The following is a 15386-nucleotide window of genomic DNA, read 5'->3' as shown; positions in this document are numbered from 1 at the left end:
TGGAAATTAATCCCTTGTAGTTGGTACAATTAAGTTATAAGGAGGAGATTGTTATGACTATATATAAAAGGCTTAGTTTGATTATGTTCCTCGTCTTACTCCTCAGTTTGTTTATTAGCACAACGATGAAATTTCACTTTGTAGTAGGTGTTCTATGGATACTATGTACATGTACTCTCTTTCTATATGTCCCGCTTCGCTTTCAACATGAATTGCCGGCCTTTCAAAAATATGTAGCGTGGATTAAGAGAGGGGGAAGATGGGGGGAGTAAAATTATATCGGCAATTATTGAAATATATCGACTTACCGACAAAACTGACAACAATAGCAACTTCATAATAAAAAGAGGGTGCACCAAATTGTTGGCACACCCTCTTTATTCATAATGATTAATGAATATCACGTTTCTTAAAGTTACCGCCTTTTACTTCTGCTACGTCATAAACTGTAATAAAGGCATTTGGATCGATTTCATTAATCAAGTCTTTCATTTTACTTTCTTCTAAACGGTTAATTACACAAGAAATTTCTTTGAATTTCTCTCTTGAATAACCACCGTATACTTCGTTATACGTTGCGCTTCGGCCTAAACGATCGCGAATTGTTTCTACCATTAATTCAGGTTCTTTCGTGATGATTTTAAATGTTTTCGAACCACTTAAACCAACTTCAACGATATGAATCACTTTCGAAGCGATAAAGTAAGCAATTGCCGAAAGGATAGCTCCTTGAAGACCGAATACTGTTGATACAAAAATAAATACGAACATGTTTAAGAATAAAATAAGGTCACTTGTTCCAAAAGGTAACTTACGAGAAAGTAATACAGCTAGCATATCGATTCCATCTAATGCGCCGCCGTTACGTAATGCTAGTCCCATACCGAAACCGATAATAATACCACCAACAACTGTAACGAGTAGTGTATCGCCTTCAATAATAGCTGGTATTCCGTGCATGACAACGGTACCTATTGCTAATGAAGCAATCCCGATAATGGAATAAATAGCAAAGCTTTTACCGATTTGCTTATATCCTAACCAAACGAAAGGAATGTTAATAACTGCGATTAGAGCACCTAATGGCAATCCAAATAATCTTGAACTAACGATACTTAAACCAGTCACGCCACCGTCTGATACGTTATTTGGAATTAATACTGCTTCTAATCCGTACGCTGTGATAAATGCCCCAATAATAATCATCAAAGCTTTTGAAGCAATTTTTAGCTTATTGGGCTTGTTTTTGATAATTTTCTCCATGTAATTTCCTCGTTTCAAACTAGTTTCTTATTTGTTACGTAATTCACACCTAAATTTAATTTTAACATTTTATTTGAAAAAATTCTCCTTTAATGGATGTATGCAGGGAATATTATCACCATATTATCTTTAAAATATTTTTGAAATAAGTATAAGAAATCCCATCCTTATGAAAGGATGGGAGAATGTTAAGAAACAATAAAACTAATTACTGTTAGGAATAAAGCGAAACCTAAAATAGTCCCGCACACTTTCATATGGCGCTTACGTCCCATAACGACAATTGCGACATATTCGCGAATCATTGCGTTAGGCCAGTAATAAAATGCTGTTTTTGATCCAATTCCTTGGCTATTAAGTCCAGCTTGTCTTGCATATATACCAGCGCGGAAAAGGTGGAAATTATTCGTTGTAAAAATACTTTTATACTTACTTTTAGGTTTTAAAGAATCCATAATTTCTTTAGAGAACGACATATTTTGATATGTGTTGACAGAGCGATTTTCCTGCACTGTATGTTCAATCGGAATTCCTTTTTCAACAGCATATTTTTGCATTGCTTCTGCTTCAGGAAGGCCTTCATCCGGACCTTGTCCGCCAGAGAAAATGATTGTTGGTGGTGTATTTACAGCGGCTTGTTTCCAATAAAAGTCGATTGCTTTATTAATGCGACTTGCCAGTAAAGGCGGTACTTTATCATTAATTAAGCCACTACCAAGAACGATGATGAAATCTTGATTACGCCTTGGTCTGTTGAATTGATATAAAAAATATGCGCTTAAGAAGTTAGACAAATGTACAAAGAAATAAATAGTTATAAGCGAAATCGCAGTGAAAATAAATTGAAAATGCTCTGAGAATAAATTTGCGGGATTTATGATAGCGAGCATAATAAAGAATAAAATCCCTAAAGCAGCAAGTAAAGTTAAAGAGTTTGTGAAGCGTCTTCCTTCACGTTGCATTAAAATTTTTGCATTAAGAAATAGTCCAAACATTAAAGCGACTATAGCAAAAGGTATCATTACAATTAGCGCTAACATGGGAATAATAACGATAAAATGTAAAGAGTTACTACCAGACTCATATGAGGCTATAGCGCAAAATAATAGAAATGAACAGAAAAAGGCATTAAATAAAAAGCCATTTATTATTTTTCGTGGATCTTTTAAATATGAGATAAGAAAAATAATAAACAATATAAGAGGAATGATTCCAAAATACATAAATATAGTACACCTCAATTTGTATAATAATTTGACATACCTTCTATATTACATGATTTTATAATTGAAAATGAAAGGAAAAATGATTCCGAATTTTCTCAATAAAATGTATGGATACATATGTTAAAATGTATGTAAGGTGATTTATTAGAAGTAAAATGGTTGAAAGGGCACTCTATGGAGTGTCTTTTCTTTTTGATATGTAATTATGCATATTATATTTATTTTCAAGTGAAGAGGATTAAAATATAAGTGGTAGGCAGACTATATAAAGCAGAATTTCTTACAAACATTTCCCTCTACTTTTTGTATCTAACAATCGTATAACAATAAATAATTCTGTTTTATAGCGTCTGTTTATGAAAGGTGCCCTCTTTGAAGGCACCTTTTTGTTGTTTCATGTAGATACTTTTCACTGTTAATATAGTGGAAAGTATCTATACTAAACATTAGCAATCTTCCGTATAAACATTATCAATTTACTATATATTCCAGTGGTGATAACCTACATATGAAAGGCTTTCTTTTTCAAAATATTACCCCTAATAAATTTTTGAAGAAGTCAACTGTCTCCAAAATTGCCATTCATGCTTAGCAAAAAAGAATCCAGCAGGATTCTTTTTTGTGTTCGACACGATATGACAAATTGTATTCTAATAACTTATTATTGTGTTAAATGGTTATTAAGGGAAGTAAAAGGGGATCTTAGAATGAATTTAAAGAAAATATTTTTAACAGGCGCGATTGTCGTAACAACTCCCTTTACATCTATTGGAACGGCACAAGCAAGTATTATTTTCAAAGATGTTCCAACAGGGCATTGGTCTTATAAAGCAATTTTAGATTTAACAAGTAAAAATATTGTTAGTGGGTACGGAAATGGAATTTCTGGGTTTGGTGATGATGTGACTCGTGAGCAATATGTACAGTTCTTATATAATGCGACATTACCATATGAGGAAAGACCAGGAGCAAATCAAGAGCCAAAGCGCTTTGCTAATTGTAAAGAAGCAAACGATGCTGGATTTTATGATATTACAAGAGATAGTCCGTACTATGGTAAGCATTTAGATCGTGATGGCGATGGAATTGCTTGTGAGAGAGAGAAGAGCGGTAAATAAAAAAGCACTCAACCTGAGTGCTTTTTCTTATGGAAACATGCTATTTTTTTAGGCAATTCTCATAAACTAAAAGTAAGGAAATGAAAGTAGGTGACAAAATGCCGTCAGTTGTGGAAGGTGTTATTATTGAAAACTGTAACGGAACGATTAATTTAGGAGATAAATATAACGTGCAGCCGATTGAAAAAACGAAAGCTTATAATGGATCAGGATCATCGAATACAGGAAAAAAAGTACAAACATTTAGTGGTATTAGTACAGCAGATGTAAGGGATAGCGATGTGAACGATCAAGGAATACAGTTTACTTTATAGATAAATATGTAAAATTGCATAAAATGATGAACTTGCCCTGTGCTACAATCTAGCTGTGAGCTGTTAATGATTCTTCTGTATTATAGTTGTTAGATTGGAAATATAACATCTTATCGAAAATCATACGTAAAAAAGACACTTCAACGAAGTGTCTTTTTTATTTTAGTGATACCCTTTAGCAGAGTCTTTATGAATTTTATTTTTAAAGATACTGTAGCTCCAAAGTTGATATCCAATAACAATTGGTACCATAACCATTGCAACGAAGAACATAATTTTTAAGTTTAATTGACTACCAGCTGCGTTATATAGCGTTGTACTATAAGCATCGTTAATACGAGATGGTAACATTCTTGGGAACATACCTGCAAATCCAGTTGTCATAAACATTGCGATTGTTAAGCAAACGAATGTGAATGCGAGACCTATTTTATGTTTGTACACCATAATAAGTGCGAGGACACTCATTAACATTGCAAGTACTGGCAGAATGAATAGTACAGGATATTCTGTGAAGTTTTGGAATAAATTTGTACGATTTGCAGTTGCTACATAGAAAATAGCTAAAATGATAGCAGCTGCCATTGAAAATGGTCTTGCGATTTTATAAGCGCGATCAGATACTTCACCAGTCGTTTTAATCATAACCCAAAGGGCGCCAGATACGACGAATATAGCAGTGAAGAACAGGCCACCTAAAATACCATAATGATTTAGTAAGCTGAGTAAATTTCCTTCATAGCCATTTTTTCCGATTTGTAGTCCGTAATAAAGGTTAGCGAATGTAACACCGAATAAGAAGGCGATTAGGAAACTACCAATTGTAAATGCCCATTTACAAGTTTTTTGCCAAATTGGTGAATCGTCTTTATGCATAAATTCAAGTCCAGCAGCACGAGCAAACAGTGCGAGTAATACTAAAAATAGTGGTGTATATAAATAACTAAACATATTTGCATATGTGACTGGGAAAGCAGCAAATGTTGCGCCACCAGCTGTAATTAACCATACTTCATTACCACCCCAGAATGGGCCGATTGCTTCTTGTAATTGATTTCGTTCTTGTCGGTCTTTCGCAACGAAAGGAAAAATCATTCCGTTACCAAGTGCATACCCATCAAGAATGAAGTAAACTGTCCAAATCACGCCCCATAAACCAAACCAGATGATTGCAAGCATATCATGAGACATGAGCTGCACCTCCCTCAGTAGCAGGTTCTTCTAATGCTGCTGGTCCTTTTTTCGCGAACTTTAGCATTAAGTATACATCTGCAATTAAAAGTAATGTGTAGAACAAGATTAAACTAATTAATGAGAACCAAATTTGTGGAACAGATATAGGTGATACAGATTCTGCTGTACGCATTAGTTTATAAACTGTCCATGGTTGACGACCTACTTCGGCAACAATCCAACCAGCGTTAATTGCGATATATGGTAGTAAGACAGACCATATTGTAATTTTTAAATAACGTTTTGAGTTTTCTAGTTTTCCTTTTCGATTTAAGTAGAAACCGTACCAAGTTAATGCCATAAAGAACATACCAAGTGCAACCATTAAGCGGAAGCTATAGTACACGAGGTTAACATTTGGACGTTCATCTTTCGGGATATCTTTTAAACCAACAATTTCGCCATCAAATGAGTTTGTATAGAAGAAACTTCCTAGTTTCGGAATAGTAAGGAATTCAAAGTTCTTTTCGTTCTTTACATCAGGAATTTGAACAATCGAAAAGCCTTGTCCTTTTCCAGTTTCCCAAACAGCTTCCATCGCAGCACCTTTTGCTGGTTGATACTTAGCTGCTGATACACCAGACTGATGCCCCATAAACGGTGTAACAGTTGCAGCGAATAAACCTAACATTAAGCCAAACTTAAATGATTTTTTGAAGAACTCCACTTCATTTTTACGTAATAAATGATAAGCACTAATTGCCATAACGAAGAAAGCACCAACGATATAACAACCAATTACAGTATGGAAGAACATGTTCCAAGCATATGGATTTGTCACAAGTGCCCAGAAATCATTTAGTTCAGCGCGGCCGTTACGTACGACGTAGCCAACAGGGTTTTGCATAAAACCGTTTGCTGTAATAATCCAAAGGGCGGAAATATTTGTTCCAAGTGCAACCATCCACATACAGAAGGCACGGAACTTTGGTGAAATTTTGTCTTTACCGAATAACCATATTCCCATGAAAGTAGATTCTAAGAAGAAGGCAACGAGTGCTTCGATTGCGAGAGGTGATCCAAAAATATCTCCCATATATTTGGAGTACTCAGACCAGTTTGTTCCAAATTGGAACTCCATCGTAATCCCGGTTATAATCCCCATTACGAAGTTAATTGTAAATAATTTACCCCAGAAATTTGCCATTTTGCGGTATGTTGGATTCAATGTGCGGGCGTATTGAGTTTCCATACATGCCACTAAAATAACAAGTCCGATTGTCAAAGGTACAAATAAAAAGTGATAAAAAATAGTAATTGCAAATTGAAAACGACTCAGTAACAGAACGTCGGACATAATGAATATTCACTCCTTTTTTACATTATCTACAATCAGTTTATAGTGAAAATACGTTTTAAATAGAGGGGACTTGTTACAAAGGTGTGTGTATATTTTGAAAGAATTATGTCGGTTATCTGAAAATATCTTTTTCTTACTATAAAGCAATATCCTTTTTGAGTTTTTTAAATTTTGGTACACTATATAAGTAATGTAAATGAGAGAAAAGAGGGTTCTTTACTATGAAGTCATTAGAAGAGATTTTACAATACAATGAAAAATTCGTTGAAGAAAAAAAATACGAAGAGTACGAAACAGGTAAATTTCCAAACAAAAAGATGGTAATTATCTCTTGTATGGATACTCGTCTTGTTGAATTATTACCGAAAGCGATGAATATGCGTAACGGTGATGTGAAAATTATTAAAGTAGCAGGCGCTGTTATTTCACATCCGTTTGGAAGTATTATGCGTAGTATTTTAGTTGCTGTATATGAACTTGGTGCTGATGAAGTTTGTGTAGTTGGTCACCACGATTGTGGTATGGCAAAAATTCAAGCAAGCAGTACAATTGAGAAGATGAAAGAGCGCGGTATAACAGAAGAGAAATTAGATACACTTCGTTATTCTGGAATCGATTTAGAAAGATTCCTACAAGGATTCTCTAGTGTAGAAGAAAGTGTAGAACATAGCGTATCAATACTTCGCAACCATCCATTACTTCCTGAAGAAGTACCTGTTCACGGTCTTGTTATAGATCCTGACACAGGAAAATTAGATTTAGTTGTGAATGGTTACGACAATTAAGAATTTACTTTGTCATCTTTTTTATCTGGGACAGGATCAAATCCTCCCGGGTGGAAAGGGTGACATTTTAATATACGCTTGCATGTAAGCCAAAATCCTTTCAGAGCACCATGTTTTTGAAATGCTTCTAATCCGTAATGAGAACAAGTTGGGTAAAAGCGGCACGTTGGTGGTGTCATCGGAGAAATGAACTTTTGATAAAAGCGTATAATCCCAATAAAAATCTGTTTCATAATGGTCTCCTTTTCAGCATAGTCTTAAAGTATTATAGCACGACTGTACATAATACTTTACTAATGTTGATTTCCGTTATATCATATTGGATATAACGGAATTAAATTAAAAGCGGGAGAGATGTTGTATGCCATCAGTAGAAAGCTTTGAATTAGATCATACGATTGTAAAGGCGCCTTATGTAAGACATTGTGGAGTTCACAACGTAGGTAGTGACGGTATTGTAAATAAATTCGATATTCGTTTTTGCCAACCGAATAAACAAGCAATGAAACCAGATGTTATTCATACGTTAGAACATTTATTAGCATTTAATTTACGTAAATATATTGATCGTTATCCGCATTTTGATATTATCGATATTTCACCAATGGGCTGCCAAACAGGATATTATCTTGTAGTAAGCGGAACACCAACGGTTAGAGAAATTATTGATTTATTAGAACTAACATTAAAAGATGCGGTTCAAATTACAGAAATTCCAGCTGCAAATGAAACACAATGTGGCCAAGCGAAGCTTCACGATTTAGAAGGAGCACAACGCTTAATGAACTTCTGGTTAAGCCAAGATAAAGATGAACTTGAGAAAGTATTTGGATAAAGTGAAACTTTAATCAATGGTTGATGGGGGAGTGGCCCTATCAACCATTGATTATTAGTTGAACCAATCGGGATAAGAAGGGAAAACTGCCTGTGAAAGGGCAGTTTTTTTTTGTAGCACGATAATAAATAAAATTATATCGACGATTTTTCGAATATATCGAACGCAACTTGAATTATATCAACGATTTTTTTAATATATCGACGTTTCGACACTGGATATCGACTTGCCGACAAAAACTGACAATATTATGAATCAAATAAAAAGACGAGGTCGTCTAACATATGTGTTGGACGACCTCTTTTTTATGAAAGTATACTAGACACCCCAACATATAAAACAAAGGCAGAACCGAGAAAATAAACAAATGCCTTAGCTTTTTCTTGTTTCTTCATTTCATCAATTCCAAACAGGATAAACATAATACTTAAAGAATAAACACGTAAGGTAAAAGAATAGTGAAGTTTGCAAATAGGCTAAATAGTGCAAGAGAAAGAGCGATAGTGGCGATTATAATTCGAATGTTTTTTAACATGTAATCCTCCTTTAAAAGAACATTATAAATGGAATAACAAAAACAATCGTAAAAAGACTTAAGCCGATGCTAATAGTTCCAATTTGTTTTTGAATCGTCTCAATTCCTACTAAAATGCCATATAAACTAAAGAGGAACAAAATGATAGGTGAAAAGATTTGAAAGTTCATTGTAAAGGTGCTGTATAAGCATAAGATTAAAGTAATAAAAACGATGATGAGTTGTATTTGTCTAATATGCATTTTAGCCCTCCTTAGTAGAAAGAGAAGTTACCGAGAGAAAATAATAACAATAGCAACGATTAAAGTGAATACGCCAGAAAAGAAGGAGAGTGTACTATGTACTTTCTTTTGTTTCTGTTTTTCTTCTGCGCTCATGATGAAGGTCATAACAGATAAGGCGATGAGCATATAAGGCATTGTAACAAGTGCGTTTGTAAATATTACGGATAGAGCGAGAACGATGACGATAAGAGCGGATAATATGCGAAAGGTTTTTAGCATATTATTTCCCCCTTTTTTAAATAAACGACTTACCGAAATATTTCTGAGAAGCCAAGTAATAAAGCACCAGCTCCGGCCATGAAAGCAAGCATGCTGCTAGATTGTTTCTGTTTTTTTATTTCCTCTAAACCTATAGTGAAAGCCATAGCCCCTAAGAAAATGAACATGTAAGGCATAATGTCTCTGTTACCGCTAATAAAACTATAGGTTGCTATAGATAAAGTGATAAGTGCAAAAGTAATTCGAACGCCTTTTAACATAAAAGCCCTCCTTCTAGTTTATGTAGGTAATGATGATAACAATCTAAATGAAAGCACCTGCAACAATACAAATAAATCTAGTTCCTGAATCCTTTTTCCTTATTTGCTCAATGGTAATAAGAAGTAGTAAAACTCCTAATAGAAATTGTGAAAGTAGTAGAAAGTTATGTTGACCTGCCAGTAAACGAATGCTGGATATGATGTGGGCTAAAATAAGTAGTATATGAAGCGTATTATGAATTCTTCTTGCTGTTTTTTGTATAAGGGTTATCTTCTGGTTTATCAACGGAATGTTTATATGCATAGCCTTTATTAATCGTCATGACGGAGAGTACTAGTATGACTAGGACGATTATAATACCGATAATTAATATTTTGAACATAGAATCCCTCCTTTTCTTTATTTTACATAATTTTGTAATTGATGAAAACAATAGAAATTAAAAGGATGAAAGAAGGGTGTTACATGGAGACGAAAAAAACATATTATATATCAATAGGAAACGGTCAAATTTCACAAGTGAAGACGGCGGATACGTATAATTTTGAGATTTCCGCAAGTGATGAGGAAATTACGGAGTTAAGAGAGTACTTTGATCAAGCATATGTAGAGGATTTAGGTTCATTTGTACGTTCTCACGTTCCTTTTGTTGAGTATCATCACGATTCAAATAATGACCGATATGATGAACAGCTACAAAAAGCATATAAAATGATTTACGATTTAGGAAATCATGAGACGAAAGAATTAGTCGCGCAAATGGGAATAATCAATGGATTGTAATTGGATAATATTATGCAGAAAAGCGAGAATATGCTACAATTTGTGGTAGGAAAAACTTGTAACCATCAATAGGGGAGTAATGGCATGTACAAATTTAAAGATTATTACCACAATACTGTACAATTATCGTTTGAACGTTATCCATTTTCTCCTGAGCCAAAGCATGTTTGGGTTGTATGCCGGTACGGGGATCAATGGTTATTAACGCATCATTTACGTCGCGGTCTTGAATTTCCAGGTGGTAAAGTAGAATTAGGGGAAACACCGGAAGAAGCGGCAGTTCGAGAGGTTCATGAAGAAACTGGCGGCATAGTTTCTGATTTAACTTACTTAGGACAATATAAAGTATCTGGAAAAGACAAAATAATCATTAAAAACATTTATTTTGCAACAATTAGTGCGGTAGAGCAGCATACGCATTACGAAGAAACGAAAGGGTCTGTTTTATTAACAGACATTCCTGATAATATTAAAACTGATAGAAAATTTAGCTTTATAATGCGCGACGATGTATTGGCGCGTACGATGAAACATATAGAAGAAATCGGCTGTTTTACGAAGTAAAGTGGCTGGTTTCTTTTTTTTTGTAAGAATGAATGTAAATATATCTTTACATTGTTTTGGATATATTATACAATTTTTGTAAAGATATATTTACATTTTAGGAGGGGAAAGATGGATAAAAGAAAAGAAACGACTGTTACTGTTTCGATGGTTAAATTAAATATCTATACATTTCTTATAATATTCGCTTTGGCGTTTGGAATTGGTTATTTGCATATATTTCTTTCAGGCGGGGTTCAATTTGAATTTACCTTGCCCGTTATGTTTCTTTTGATTATTGGAATGATTGTTTTCGTTTGTATTCATGAGGCAATACATTTAATTGGATTTCGTTATATCGGAGGTGTTCCGTGGAGTGAACTAACATGGGGCGTCAATTGGAAATTAGGTGTAGCATACGCTCATTCTAAAAAAGAAATTACAGTAAAGCAAATGAAGAAAGTGTTAATGTTACCGTTTTTACCGACTGGAATTTTGCCAATTGTATTGGGATTAGTTATGAATCTGGAGCCACTCTCATTTTTAGGAATTTTACTAACAGCGAGTTGTATCGGTGACATTGCCTTATATCAAAAAGTTTCAAAGTTTCCAGATGATGCGCTAGTTAAGGATCATCCGAGTAAACCGCAGTTTACAGTATATGAATCATAAAGGAAGAGGAGTCGCTAGAGTAGCGACCTCCTCTTTTTGTTGTCACTTTTTGTCGGTAAGTCAATATATTGCAAAAATCGCTGATATAATTTATTAACTATTATTTTGTTTTCATCTCTACCTCTAAAAACGAAAGCACCTCCAACAAATCGTTCACCGTGCGTGAATGTTCAAAGTCACCCCAAAACGAATCTCTCTTCCAAACACCAAGAATTCCTACTCGTTCAGAACCAAGCACATCGTTTTCTGGATGATCTCCAACGTAAAGACACTCTGCGGCCTTAACGTCTAGCTGTTGCAAAGCTCGTTCGAAAATTTCAGGATGTGGTTTTTTTATTCCCTCCGCTTCGGAAACGAGAATTGTATTTGTATACGTATGTATGTTTAGTGCGCGGAGATTGCTCATTTGAAAGTCAGTAAAGCCATTTGTAATAATACCAATTTTAATATTTTGTTGTGTTAAACGTTGAAGTAATTCATGCATGTTTTGGAAAGGGATACAATGATGTTGAAAATTTGTAATGTAGTCGTGCAGCAGTTGCTCTGGCGTTAAAGTGGTAATATTGTATTCAGAAAGGAGAGTAGCATATACTTTATCTTTCCACGTATATCCATTATTATCGAGTTCAAGAAACCGAGAACAATACTCTAATTTTTCTATGCTCATTAAGTGAGAGGCAAAGCGATTATATTGATCATAAATAAATTGTTCTAGAGATTGGCACCGATCTAAAAGTGTTCCATCTAAGTCGAAGAAGACTGCTCGAATCATGGGGAACCTCCTTACAATTTTTATAATTAATTATCGCATATTCGTTAAAAAATGATTATGATATTTTTGTAGAATGGAACGACGGAGGTTTATATGAAGAGACTGTATGGCAAGTTAGTAGGGTTTATCGTCGCAATTGGTTTACTAGCAGGATGCGATAGTTCTATGAAGAGTATGAAGGAAAAAGAAGTTTGTAAAACAGAAGAAGAATGCGTGGAAATAGGAGATAATAAACTTCAAAAAGTATATGAAAAAATAGATGGATTATCTGAGCTTGAAGCAGTAGAAGATTATGATATAGAAGAGCATGAAAATGAGGATATGAAAGAGGCAGAGCAGAAAAAAGAGGATGACGAAAATTATTTCTTTTTAGCCTCTTATTATATTGATGGTGATGAAATTGTAGATCCTTATTTTGAAAAAATAGAACGGAAACGTTTAAATAAAGTATTCGCTGAAGATAAAGAAGCGAAAGAAGAGGTGCTACAACAGCGTCAAGATAGAGGTTATCATGAAGACTTATGGGATATGTACCGTACGCTCATTCCAGCTAAATATCGAGGGAATATAACAGAATTTGATTTAATAACGGACGGTTATGACGGTGTTGTTGCCCACGTTATGCCTAGTATGGAGAATCCGAAAGATTGGATCCTAAGCTTAGATACGCTTGATTCTGCAGTAAATATCGATGAAGTGATGAAAACATTAATTCATGAGACGGCTCACGTGTTGACGCTCGGGCATAAGCAAATACCAGTAGATGAAAAGTATGTAAAGGATTTTGAAGAAGATAAAGATATTTCAACGTACCGAAATAACTGTGAAACTCTTTTCTTACAAGAGGGATGTGCGAAGGGAAAATCTTATATTAATCAATTTTATAACTCTTTCTGGAAGGACATTGAGCAGGAGTGGACAGAAAAGAAAGTGGAAGAAAGTGAAGAAACTCAAATTGAATTTTTTAAAGAAAAGCATGAGGATTTTGTATCACAGTATGGAACGACAAATGTAGCGGAAGATATTGCAGATACGTTTACAGCATTTATTTTGCAAGATTCAAAAAAGGTGAAAGGGGGATCGGAGTTAAAGTATAAAAAAATTGCGTTCTTCTATCAGTTCCCTGAGCTTGTAAAAATGAGAGCGGAAGTGTTGTCGGGATTAGATGATATCTCAAAAACGATCGAACAACAAAGCGGACAATAATGAGAGGTATATATTTTAGCCAATAAAACGTAAAGAATTTTAGTTCTTTGCGTTTTTTTGTTGATAAAATTGAAAATTCTGTCTTTTTTTAAAAAGAAGAAGGAACTGAAGCTTTAAAAGAGAATTAGTATAAAAATGTCACAAATTAGACACAATTATAATGCGCATATTGTAGGGACTATAAGTTTACTCTCAAGGAGGTAATGAAACGTATGAAAACGATTCTTGCGGTTGCTGGTCTCATTTGGGTAATGTCTCACGGTTTTCCGATTTTTGAAGGAGAGCAAATTCGTAGTGCATTAAATAAAAAGTATGATGATTATCATGTAATAGATCGAAAAGAAAATGTCGTTACAGTACGTGTGAAAGATTGTTTCCATACAGTTACGGTTGCAGATGGAAACGTTACAAATGAAACAAAGATGTGTGATAAAAGGTAAAGAAAGAAGCTGACTATAGTTTATCGCCCTAAGTCAGCTTCTTTTTCGTTTTCCAATTAAAAGTTTTTCAAATGCCTCAACAAACACATACATAAGTGTTGCGAGGACGCAGGTGAGTAGTACGCTCAGTAAGACGAGCGTGAAATTAAATACTTGGAATCCGTAGCTAATTAAGTAGCCAAGACCTTGTTTAGAGACGAGAAGTTCACCGAATATAACACCGACCCATGATAAACCAACGTTCACTTTTAACGTGGAAATAATTGCTGGGAAGGATGCAGGGAGAACGACTTGCTTATAACATTGCCACTTATTGGCGCCAAATGTGTCCATCACTTTTATATAGTTAGAATCGACTTCTTGAAATGCGCTGTAAATAACGAGAATGGTAATGATGATGGAAATGATTACTCCCATTGCAATCGACGAAGAAATATTTGGACCGAAGATTACAATGATAATAGGTCCAAGTGCCACTTTTGGCATGGCGTTTAGGACGACGAGATAGGGGTCGAGCACGCGAGCGAGAAGTGGCATCCACCAAAGAAAAGTAGCGATAATAGCGCCGAGCACTGTTCCAAGAATGAAGCCTACTCCTGTTTCAAGTAATGTCGTCCATATGTGAACCCAAAGCGAACCGTCAATCCATTTACTAAGGAAGAGATCCCAAATGCTTGAAGGGGAGCTAAAGAGTAAAGGATCAATCCACTCTTTTTTGCTAGCTATTTCCCATAGTGCAAAGAAAAGAATGAGTAGTAAAAGCTGCAGTGAGCGTGCTAACCATGCGCGCCTACGTTCTTTCTTCCGAAACTGTTCATGTAGTTGCTTTATATTATCCAAGGCGTTCCAGCTCCTTCCATATTTCTTGGAAGAGGTTTGGGAAGTCATGGTGGTGGCGTGATTCTAACGGTGATAAGGAACGGATGCTTTCTGGGACGATAAATGTTTTTGCGATTTTTCCAGGGTTCGCTTGTAGTAAATAAATACGATCACTCATCGCAATGGCTTCTTCAATATCGTGTGTTACAAGTAGTGATGTTTTTTTATAGTTACGTAATAATGTGAAGACGAGATCTTCTAGTTTCAACTTCGTTTGATAATCGAGAGCTGAAAAAGGTTCATCTAGCAATAAAATTTTCGGATCGGTCGCTAACGTTCGAACGAGAGCGGCACGTTGACGCATACCGCCGGACAGTTCATGAGGGTATTGCTCTTCTACATCATGTAGACCGACTTGCTTTAAAAGTTGTAAAGTATGTTCTTTCGTCTGTTCATTGTAAATTTTTCGGGTGTGAAGTCCAAGCATAATATTTTCTTCAATTGTTTTCCAAGGAAACAAGTAATCTTGCTGCAACATATACCCCATAGATGCAGTTTTCGTTGTAATAGGCTCACCATCTAAAAAGACGATGCCCTCAATAGGATCAAGTAACCCGGCAATAATGGAGAGGAGTGTCGTTTTGCCGCAACCACTTGGACCGAGTATAGAAATAAATTCGCCTTCTTCCACTTGTAAACTCATATCTTCGAGAATCAGTTTGGCATTCTCTTTTGCGAAAAAGCAGTGAGAAACGTTACGTATTTGTAAAAAACTCAT

General features: G+C 35.1%; 23 protein-coding genes and 1 pseudogene. 10 read left to right on the top strand and 14 right to left on the bottom strand.

The features are described from left to right. The first annotated feature begins 53 nt into the window (after window positions 1–53). On the top strand, window positions 54–272 hold the full coding sequence (locus JDS82_RS09065; protein WP_199713110.1) for a hypothetical protein: 219 nt from the start codon (window positions 54–56) through the stop codon (window positions 270–272). A gap of 118 nt (window positions 273–390) precedes the next feature. On the opposite strand, the gene JDS82_RS09060 is transcribed toward JDS82_RS09065, so the two are convergent. Further along, window positions 391–1263, bottom strand: a complete 873-nt coding sequence (locus JDS82_RS09060) for a YitT family protein (protein ID WP_199713109.1) — start codon at window positions 1261–1263, stop codon at window positions 391–393. 188 nt (window positions 1264–1451) lie between these two features. Next, the gene (locus JDS82_RS09055; RefSeq protein WP_199713108.1) at window positions 1452–2486 is read right to left on the bottom strand and encodes a YdcF family protein; all 1035 of its coding nucleotides are present in this window, start codon (window positions 2484–2486) and stop codon (window positions 1452–1454) included. 710 nt (window positions 2487–3196) lie between these two features. Between JDS82_RS09055 and JDS82_RS09050 the strand changes: the two genes are divergently transcribed. Together JDS82_RS09050 and JDS82_RS09045 are read left to right on the top strand one after the other, a co-directional pair. Beyond that, window positions 3197–3607, top strand: a complete 411-nt coding sequence (locus JDS82_RS09050) for an excalibur calcium-binding domain-containing protein (RefSeq protein WP_001049555.1) — start codon at window positions 3197–3199, stop codon at window positions 3605–3607. Window positions 3608–3687: 80 nt separating this feature from the next. Continuing rightward, on the top strand, window positions 3688–3921 hold the full coding sequence (locus JDS82_RS09045) for a spore germination protein (RefSeq protein ID WP_033658693.1): 234 nt from the start codon (window positions 3688–3690) through the stop codon (window positions 3919–3921). A gap of 162 nt (window positions 3922–4083) precedes the next feature. Here JDS82_RS09045 and cydB read toward each other — a convergent pair whose 3' ends face one another. Both cydB and cydA read right to left on the bottom strand, forming a co-directional pair. Then, window positions 4084–5112: a cytochrome d ubiquinol oxidase subunit II gene (gene cydB / locus JDS82_RS09040; RefSeq protein ID WP_000017650.1), complete on the bottom strand. Its 1029-nt coding sequence runs from the start codon at window positions 5110–5112 to the stop codon at window positions 4084–4086. Next, window positions 5102–6451 (bottom strand): cytochrome ubiquinol oxidase subunit I, encoded by a 1350-nt coding sequence (gene cydA / locus JDS82_RS09035; RefSeq protein WP_046956116.1) that lies wholly within the window; start codon window positions 6449–6451, stop codon window positions 5102–5104. The genes cydB and cydA overlap by 11 nt, the downstream gene beginning before the upstream one ends. Before the next feature lie 224 nt (window positions 6452–6675). Between cydA and JDS82_RS09030 the strand changes: the two genes are divergently transcribed. Next, on the top strand, window positions 6676–7239 hold the full coding sequence (locus tag JDS82_RS09030) for a beta-class carbonic anhydrase (RefSeq protein ID WP_000838167.1): 564 nt from the start codon (window positions 6676–6678) through the stop codon (window positions 7237–7239). Here the strand turns inward: JDS82_RS09030 and yidD are convergent. After that, complete coding sequence (yidD, locus tag JDS82_RS09025) at window positions 7236–7472, bottom strand: membrane protein insertion efficiency factor YidD (RefSeq protein WP_000809334.1); 237 nt, start codon at window positions 7470–7472, stop codon at window positions 7236–7238. The genes JDS82_RS09030 and yidD overlap by 4 nt on opposite strands. Before the next feature lie 128 nt (window positions 7473–7600). Between yidD and luxS the strand changes: the two genes are divergently transcribed. Then, window positions 7601–8074, top strand: coding sequence for an S-ribosylhomocysteine lyase LuxS (luxS, locus tag JDS82_RS09020; protein WP_001141371.1), 474 nt, complete (start codon window positions 7601–7603; stop codon window positions 8072–8074). Between the two features lie 305 nt (window positions 8075–8379). On the opposite strand, the pseudogene JDS82_RS09015 reads toward luxS, so the two are convergent. The 6 genes and pseudogenes from JDS82_RS09015 to ytzI all read right to left on the bottom strand — a co-directional run bounded on the left by JDS82_RS09015 (window position 8380) and on the right by ytzI (window position 9755). Next, window positions 8380–8609 (bottom strand): annotated as a pseudogene (locus JDS82_RS09015) (YczI family protein). 11 nt (window positions 8610–8620) lie between these two features. Further along, window positions 8621–8851 carry a hypothetical protein gene (locus JDS82_RS09010; protein ID WP_199713107.1) on the bottom strand — a complete coding sequence of 77 codons (231 nt, stop codon included), beginning with the start codon at window positions 8849–8851 and terminating at the stop codon, window positions 8621–8623. A 27-nt stretch (window positions 8852–8878) separates the two neighbouring features. Then, complete coding sequence (locus JDS82_RS09005; protein WP_000920678.1) at window positions 8879–9112, bottom strand: DUF3953 domain-containing protein; 234 nt, start codon at window positions 9110–9112, stop codon at window positions 8879–8881. A gap of 29 nt (window positions 9113–9141) precedes the next feature. Further along, window positions 9142–9372 (bottom strand): YczI family protein, encoded by a 231-nt coding sequence (locus tag JDS82_RS09000; protein ID WP_000912049.1) that lies wholly within the window; start codon window positions 9370–9372, stop codon window positions 9142–9144. 43 nt (window positions 9373–9415) lie between these two features. Next, entirely contained in the window at window positions 9416–9613 is a 198-nt protein-coding gene (locus JDS82_RS08995; protein WP_050552255.1) for a DUF3953 domain-containing protein, read from the bottom strand. Then, window positions 9606–9755 carry a YtzI protein gene (gene ytzI / locus JDS82_RS08990; protein ID WP_000472802.1) on the bottom strand — a complete coding sequence of 50 codons (150 nt, stop codon included), beginning with the start codon at window positions 9753–9755 and terminating at the stop codon, window positions 9606–9608. Before ytzI ends, JDS82_RS08995 begins: the two co-directional genes overlap by 8 nt. Before the next feature lie 83 nt (window positions 9756–9838). Here ytzI and JDS82_RS08985 point away from each other — a divergent pair, with 83 nt between their 5' ends. From JDS82_RS08985 to JDS82_RS08975, 3 genes are all read left to right on the top strand, one after another. Then, window positions 9839–10156: a hypothetical protein gene (locus JDS82_RS08985; RefSeq protein WP_000448410.1), complete on the top strand. Its 318-nt coding sequence runs from the start codon at window positions 9839–9841 to the stop codon at window positions 10154–10156. 84 nt (window positions 10157–10240) lie between these two features. Beyond that, complete coding sequence (mutTA, locus tag JDS82_RS08980) at window positions 10241–10720, top strand: antimutator 8-oxo-(dGTP/GTP)ase (protein WP_000276389.1); 480 nt, start codon at window positions 10241–10243, stop codon at window positions 10718–10720. 111 nt (window positions 10721–10831) lie between these two features. Further along, the gene (locus JDS82_RS08975; protein WP_199713106.1) at window positions 10832–11371 is read left to right on the top strand and encodes a DUF3267 domain-containing protein; all 540 of its coding nucleotides are present in this window, start codon (window positions 10832–10834) and stop codon (window positions 11369–11371) included. A gap of 100 nt (window positions 11372–11471) precedes the next feature. Here JDS82_RS08975 and JDS82_RS08970 read toward each other — a convergent pair whose 3' ends face one another. Then, window positions 11472–12143 carry an HAD family hydrolase gene (locus tag JDS82_RS08970; protein WP_199713105.1) on the bottom strand — a complete coding sequence of 224 codons (672 nt, stop codon included), beginning with the start codon at window positions 12141–12143 and terminating at the stop codon, window positions 11472–11474. A 93-nt stretch (window positions 12144–12236) separates the two neighbouring features. Between JDS82_RS08970 and JDS82_RS08965 the strand changes: the two genes are divergently transcribed. Both JDS82_RS08965 and JDS82_RS08960 read left to right on the top strand, forming a co-directional pair. Then, on the top strand, window positions 12237–13349 hold the full coding sequence (locus tag JDS82_RS08965) for a recombinase family protein (RefSeq protein ID WP_199713104.1): 1113 nt from the start codon (window positions 12237–12239) through the stop codon (window positions 13347–13349). A 212-nt stretch (window positions 13350–13561) separates the two neighbouring features. Next, window positions 13562–13789, top strand: a complete 228-nt coding sequence (locus tag JDS82_RS08960) for a hypothetical protein (RefSeq protein WP_000849118.1) — start codon at window positions 13562–13564, stop codon at window positions 13787–13789. Between the two features lie 33 nt (window positions 13790–13822). Here the strand turns inward: JDS82_RS08960 and JDS82_RS08955 are convergent, their stop codons facing one another. After that, complete coding sequence (locus JDS82_RS08955) at window positions 13823–14629, bottom strand: ABC transporter permease (RefSeq protein WP_000368787.1); 807 nt, start codon at window positions 14627–14629, stop codon at window positions 13823–13825. Then, complete coding sequence (locus JDS82_RS08950; RefSeq protein ID WP_199713103.1) at window positions 14622–15386, bottom strand: ABC transporter ATP-binding protein; 765 nt, start codon at window positions 15384–15386, stop codon at window positions 14622–14624. The genes JDS82_RS08955 and JDS82_RS08950 overlap by 8 nt, the downstream gene beginning before the upstream one ends.

The sequence above is a fragment of the Bacillus cereus group sp. N14 genome (assembly GCF_016483555.1).
In the GTDB taxonomy this organism is placed as follows: domain Bacteria; phylum Bacillota; class Bacilli; order Bacillales; family Bacillaceae_G; genus Bacillus_A; species Bacillus_A wiedmannii.
The sequence above is the reverse complement of the archived record's forward strand: the minus strand, read 5'-3'. Positions and strand labels throughout refer to the sequence as shown.

Bases quoted from the DNA above. Each gene is read 5' to 3' on its own strand.
- JDS82_RS09065 (WP_199713110.1), top strand. From the start codon at position 54: ATGACTATATATAAAAGGCTTAGTTTGATTATGTTCCTCGTCTTACTC.
- JDS82_RS09060 (WP_199713109.1), bottom strand. From the start codon at position 1,263: ATGGAGAAAATTATCAAAAACAAGCCCAATAAGCTAAAAATTGCTTCA.
- JDS82_RS09055 (WP_199713108.1), bottom strand. From the start codon at position 2,486: ATGTATTTTGGAATCATTCCTCTTATATTGTTTATTATTTTTCTTATC.
- JDS82_RS09050 (WP_001049555.1), top strand. From the start codon at position 3,197: ATGAATTTAAAGAAAATATTTTTAACAGGCGCGATTGTCGTAACAACT.
- JDS82_RS09045 (WP_033658693.1), top strand. From the start codon at position 3,688: ATGAAAGTAGGTGACAAAATGCCGTCAGTTGTGGAAGGTGTTATTATT.
- cydB (WP_000017650.1), bottom strand. From the start codon at position 5,112: ATGTCTCATGATATGCTTGCAATCATCTGGTTTGGTTTATGGGGCGTG.
- cydA (WP_046956116.1), bottom strand. From the start codon at position 6,451: ATGTCCGACGTTCTGTTACTGAGTCGTTTTCAATTTGCAATTACTATT.
- JDS82_RS09030 (WP_000838167.1), top strand. From the start codon at position 6,676: ATGAAGTCATTAGAAGAGATTTTACAATACAATGAAAAATTCGTTGAA.
- yidD (WP_000809334.1), bottom strand. From the start codon at position 7,472: ATGAAACAGATTTTTATTGGGATTATACGCTTTTATCAAAAGTTCATT.
- luxS (WP_001141371.1), top strand. From the start codon at position 7,601: ATGCCATCAGTAGAAAGCTTTGAATTAGATCATACGATTGTAAAGGCG.
- JDS82_RS09010 (WP_199713107.1), bottom strand. From the start codon at position 8,851: ATGCATATTAGACAAATACAACTCATCATCGTTTTTATTACTTTAATC.
- JDS82_RS09005 (WP_000920678.1), bottom strand. From the start codon at position 9,112: ATGCTAAAAACCTTTCGCATATTATCCGCTCTTATCGTCATCGTTCTC.
- JDS82_RS09000 (WP_000912049.1), bottom strand. From the start codon at position 9,372: ATGTTAAAAGGCGTTCGAATTACTTTTGCACTTATCACTTTATCTATA.
- ytzI (WP_000472802.1), bottom strand. From the start codon at position 9,755: ATGTTCAAAATATTAATTATCGGTATTATAATCGTCCTAGTCATACTA.
- JDS82_RS08985 (WP_000448410.1), top strand. From the start codon at position 9,839: ATGGAGACGAAAAAAACATATTATATATCAATAGGAAACGGTCAAATT.
- mutTA (WP_000276389.1), top strand. From the start codon at position 10,241: ATGTACAAATTTAAAGATTATTACCACAATACTGTACAATTATCGTTT.
- JDS82_RS08975 (WP_199713106.1), top strand. From the start codon at position 10,832: ATGGATAAAAGAAAAGAAACGACTGTTACTGTTTCGATGGTTAAATTA.
- JDS82_RS08970 (WP_199713105.1), bottom strand. From the start codon at position 12,143: ATGATTCGAGCAGTCTTCTTCGACTTAGATGGAACACTTTTAGATCGG.
- JDS82_RS08965 (WP_199713104.1), top strand. From the start codon at position 12,237: ATGAAGAGACTGTATGGCAAGTTAGTAGGGTTTATCGTCGCAATTGGT.
- JDS82_RS08960 (WP_000849118.1), top strand. From the start codon at position 13,562: ATGAAAACGATTCTTGCGGTTGCTGGTCTCATTTGGGTAATGTCTCAC.
- JDS82_RS08950 (WP_199713103.1), bottom strand. From the start codon at position 15,386: ATGAGTTTTTTACAAATACGTAACGTTTCTCACTGCTTTTTCGCAAAA.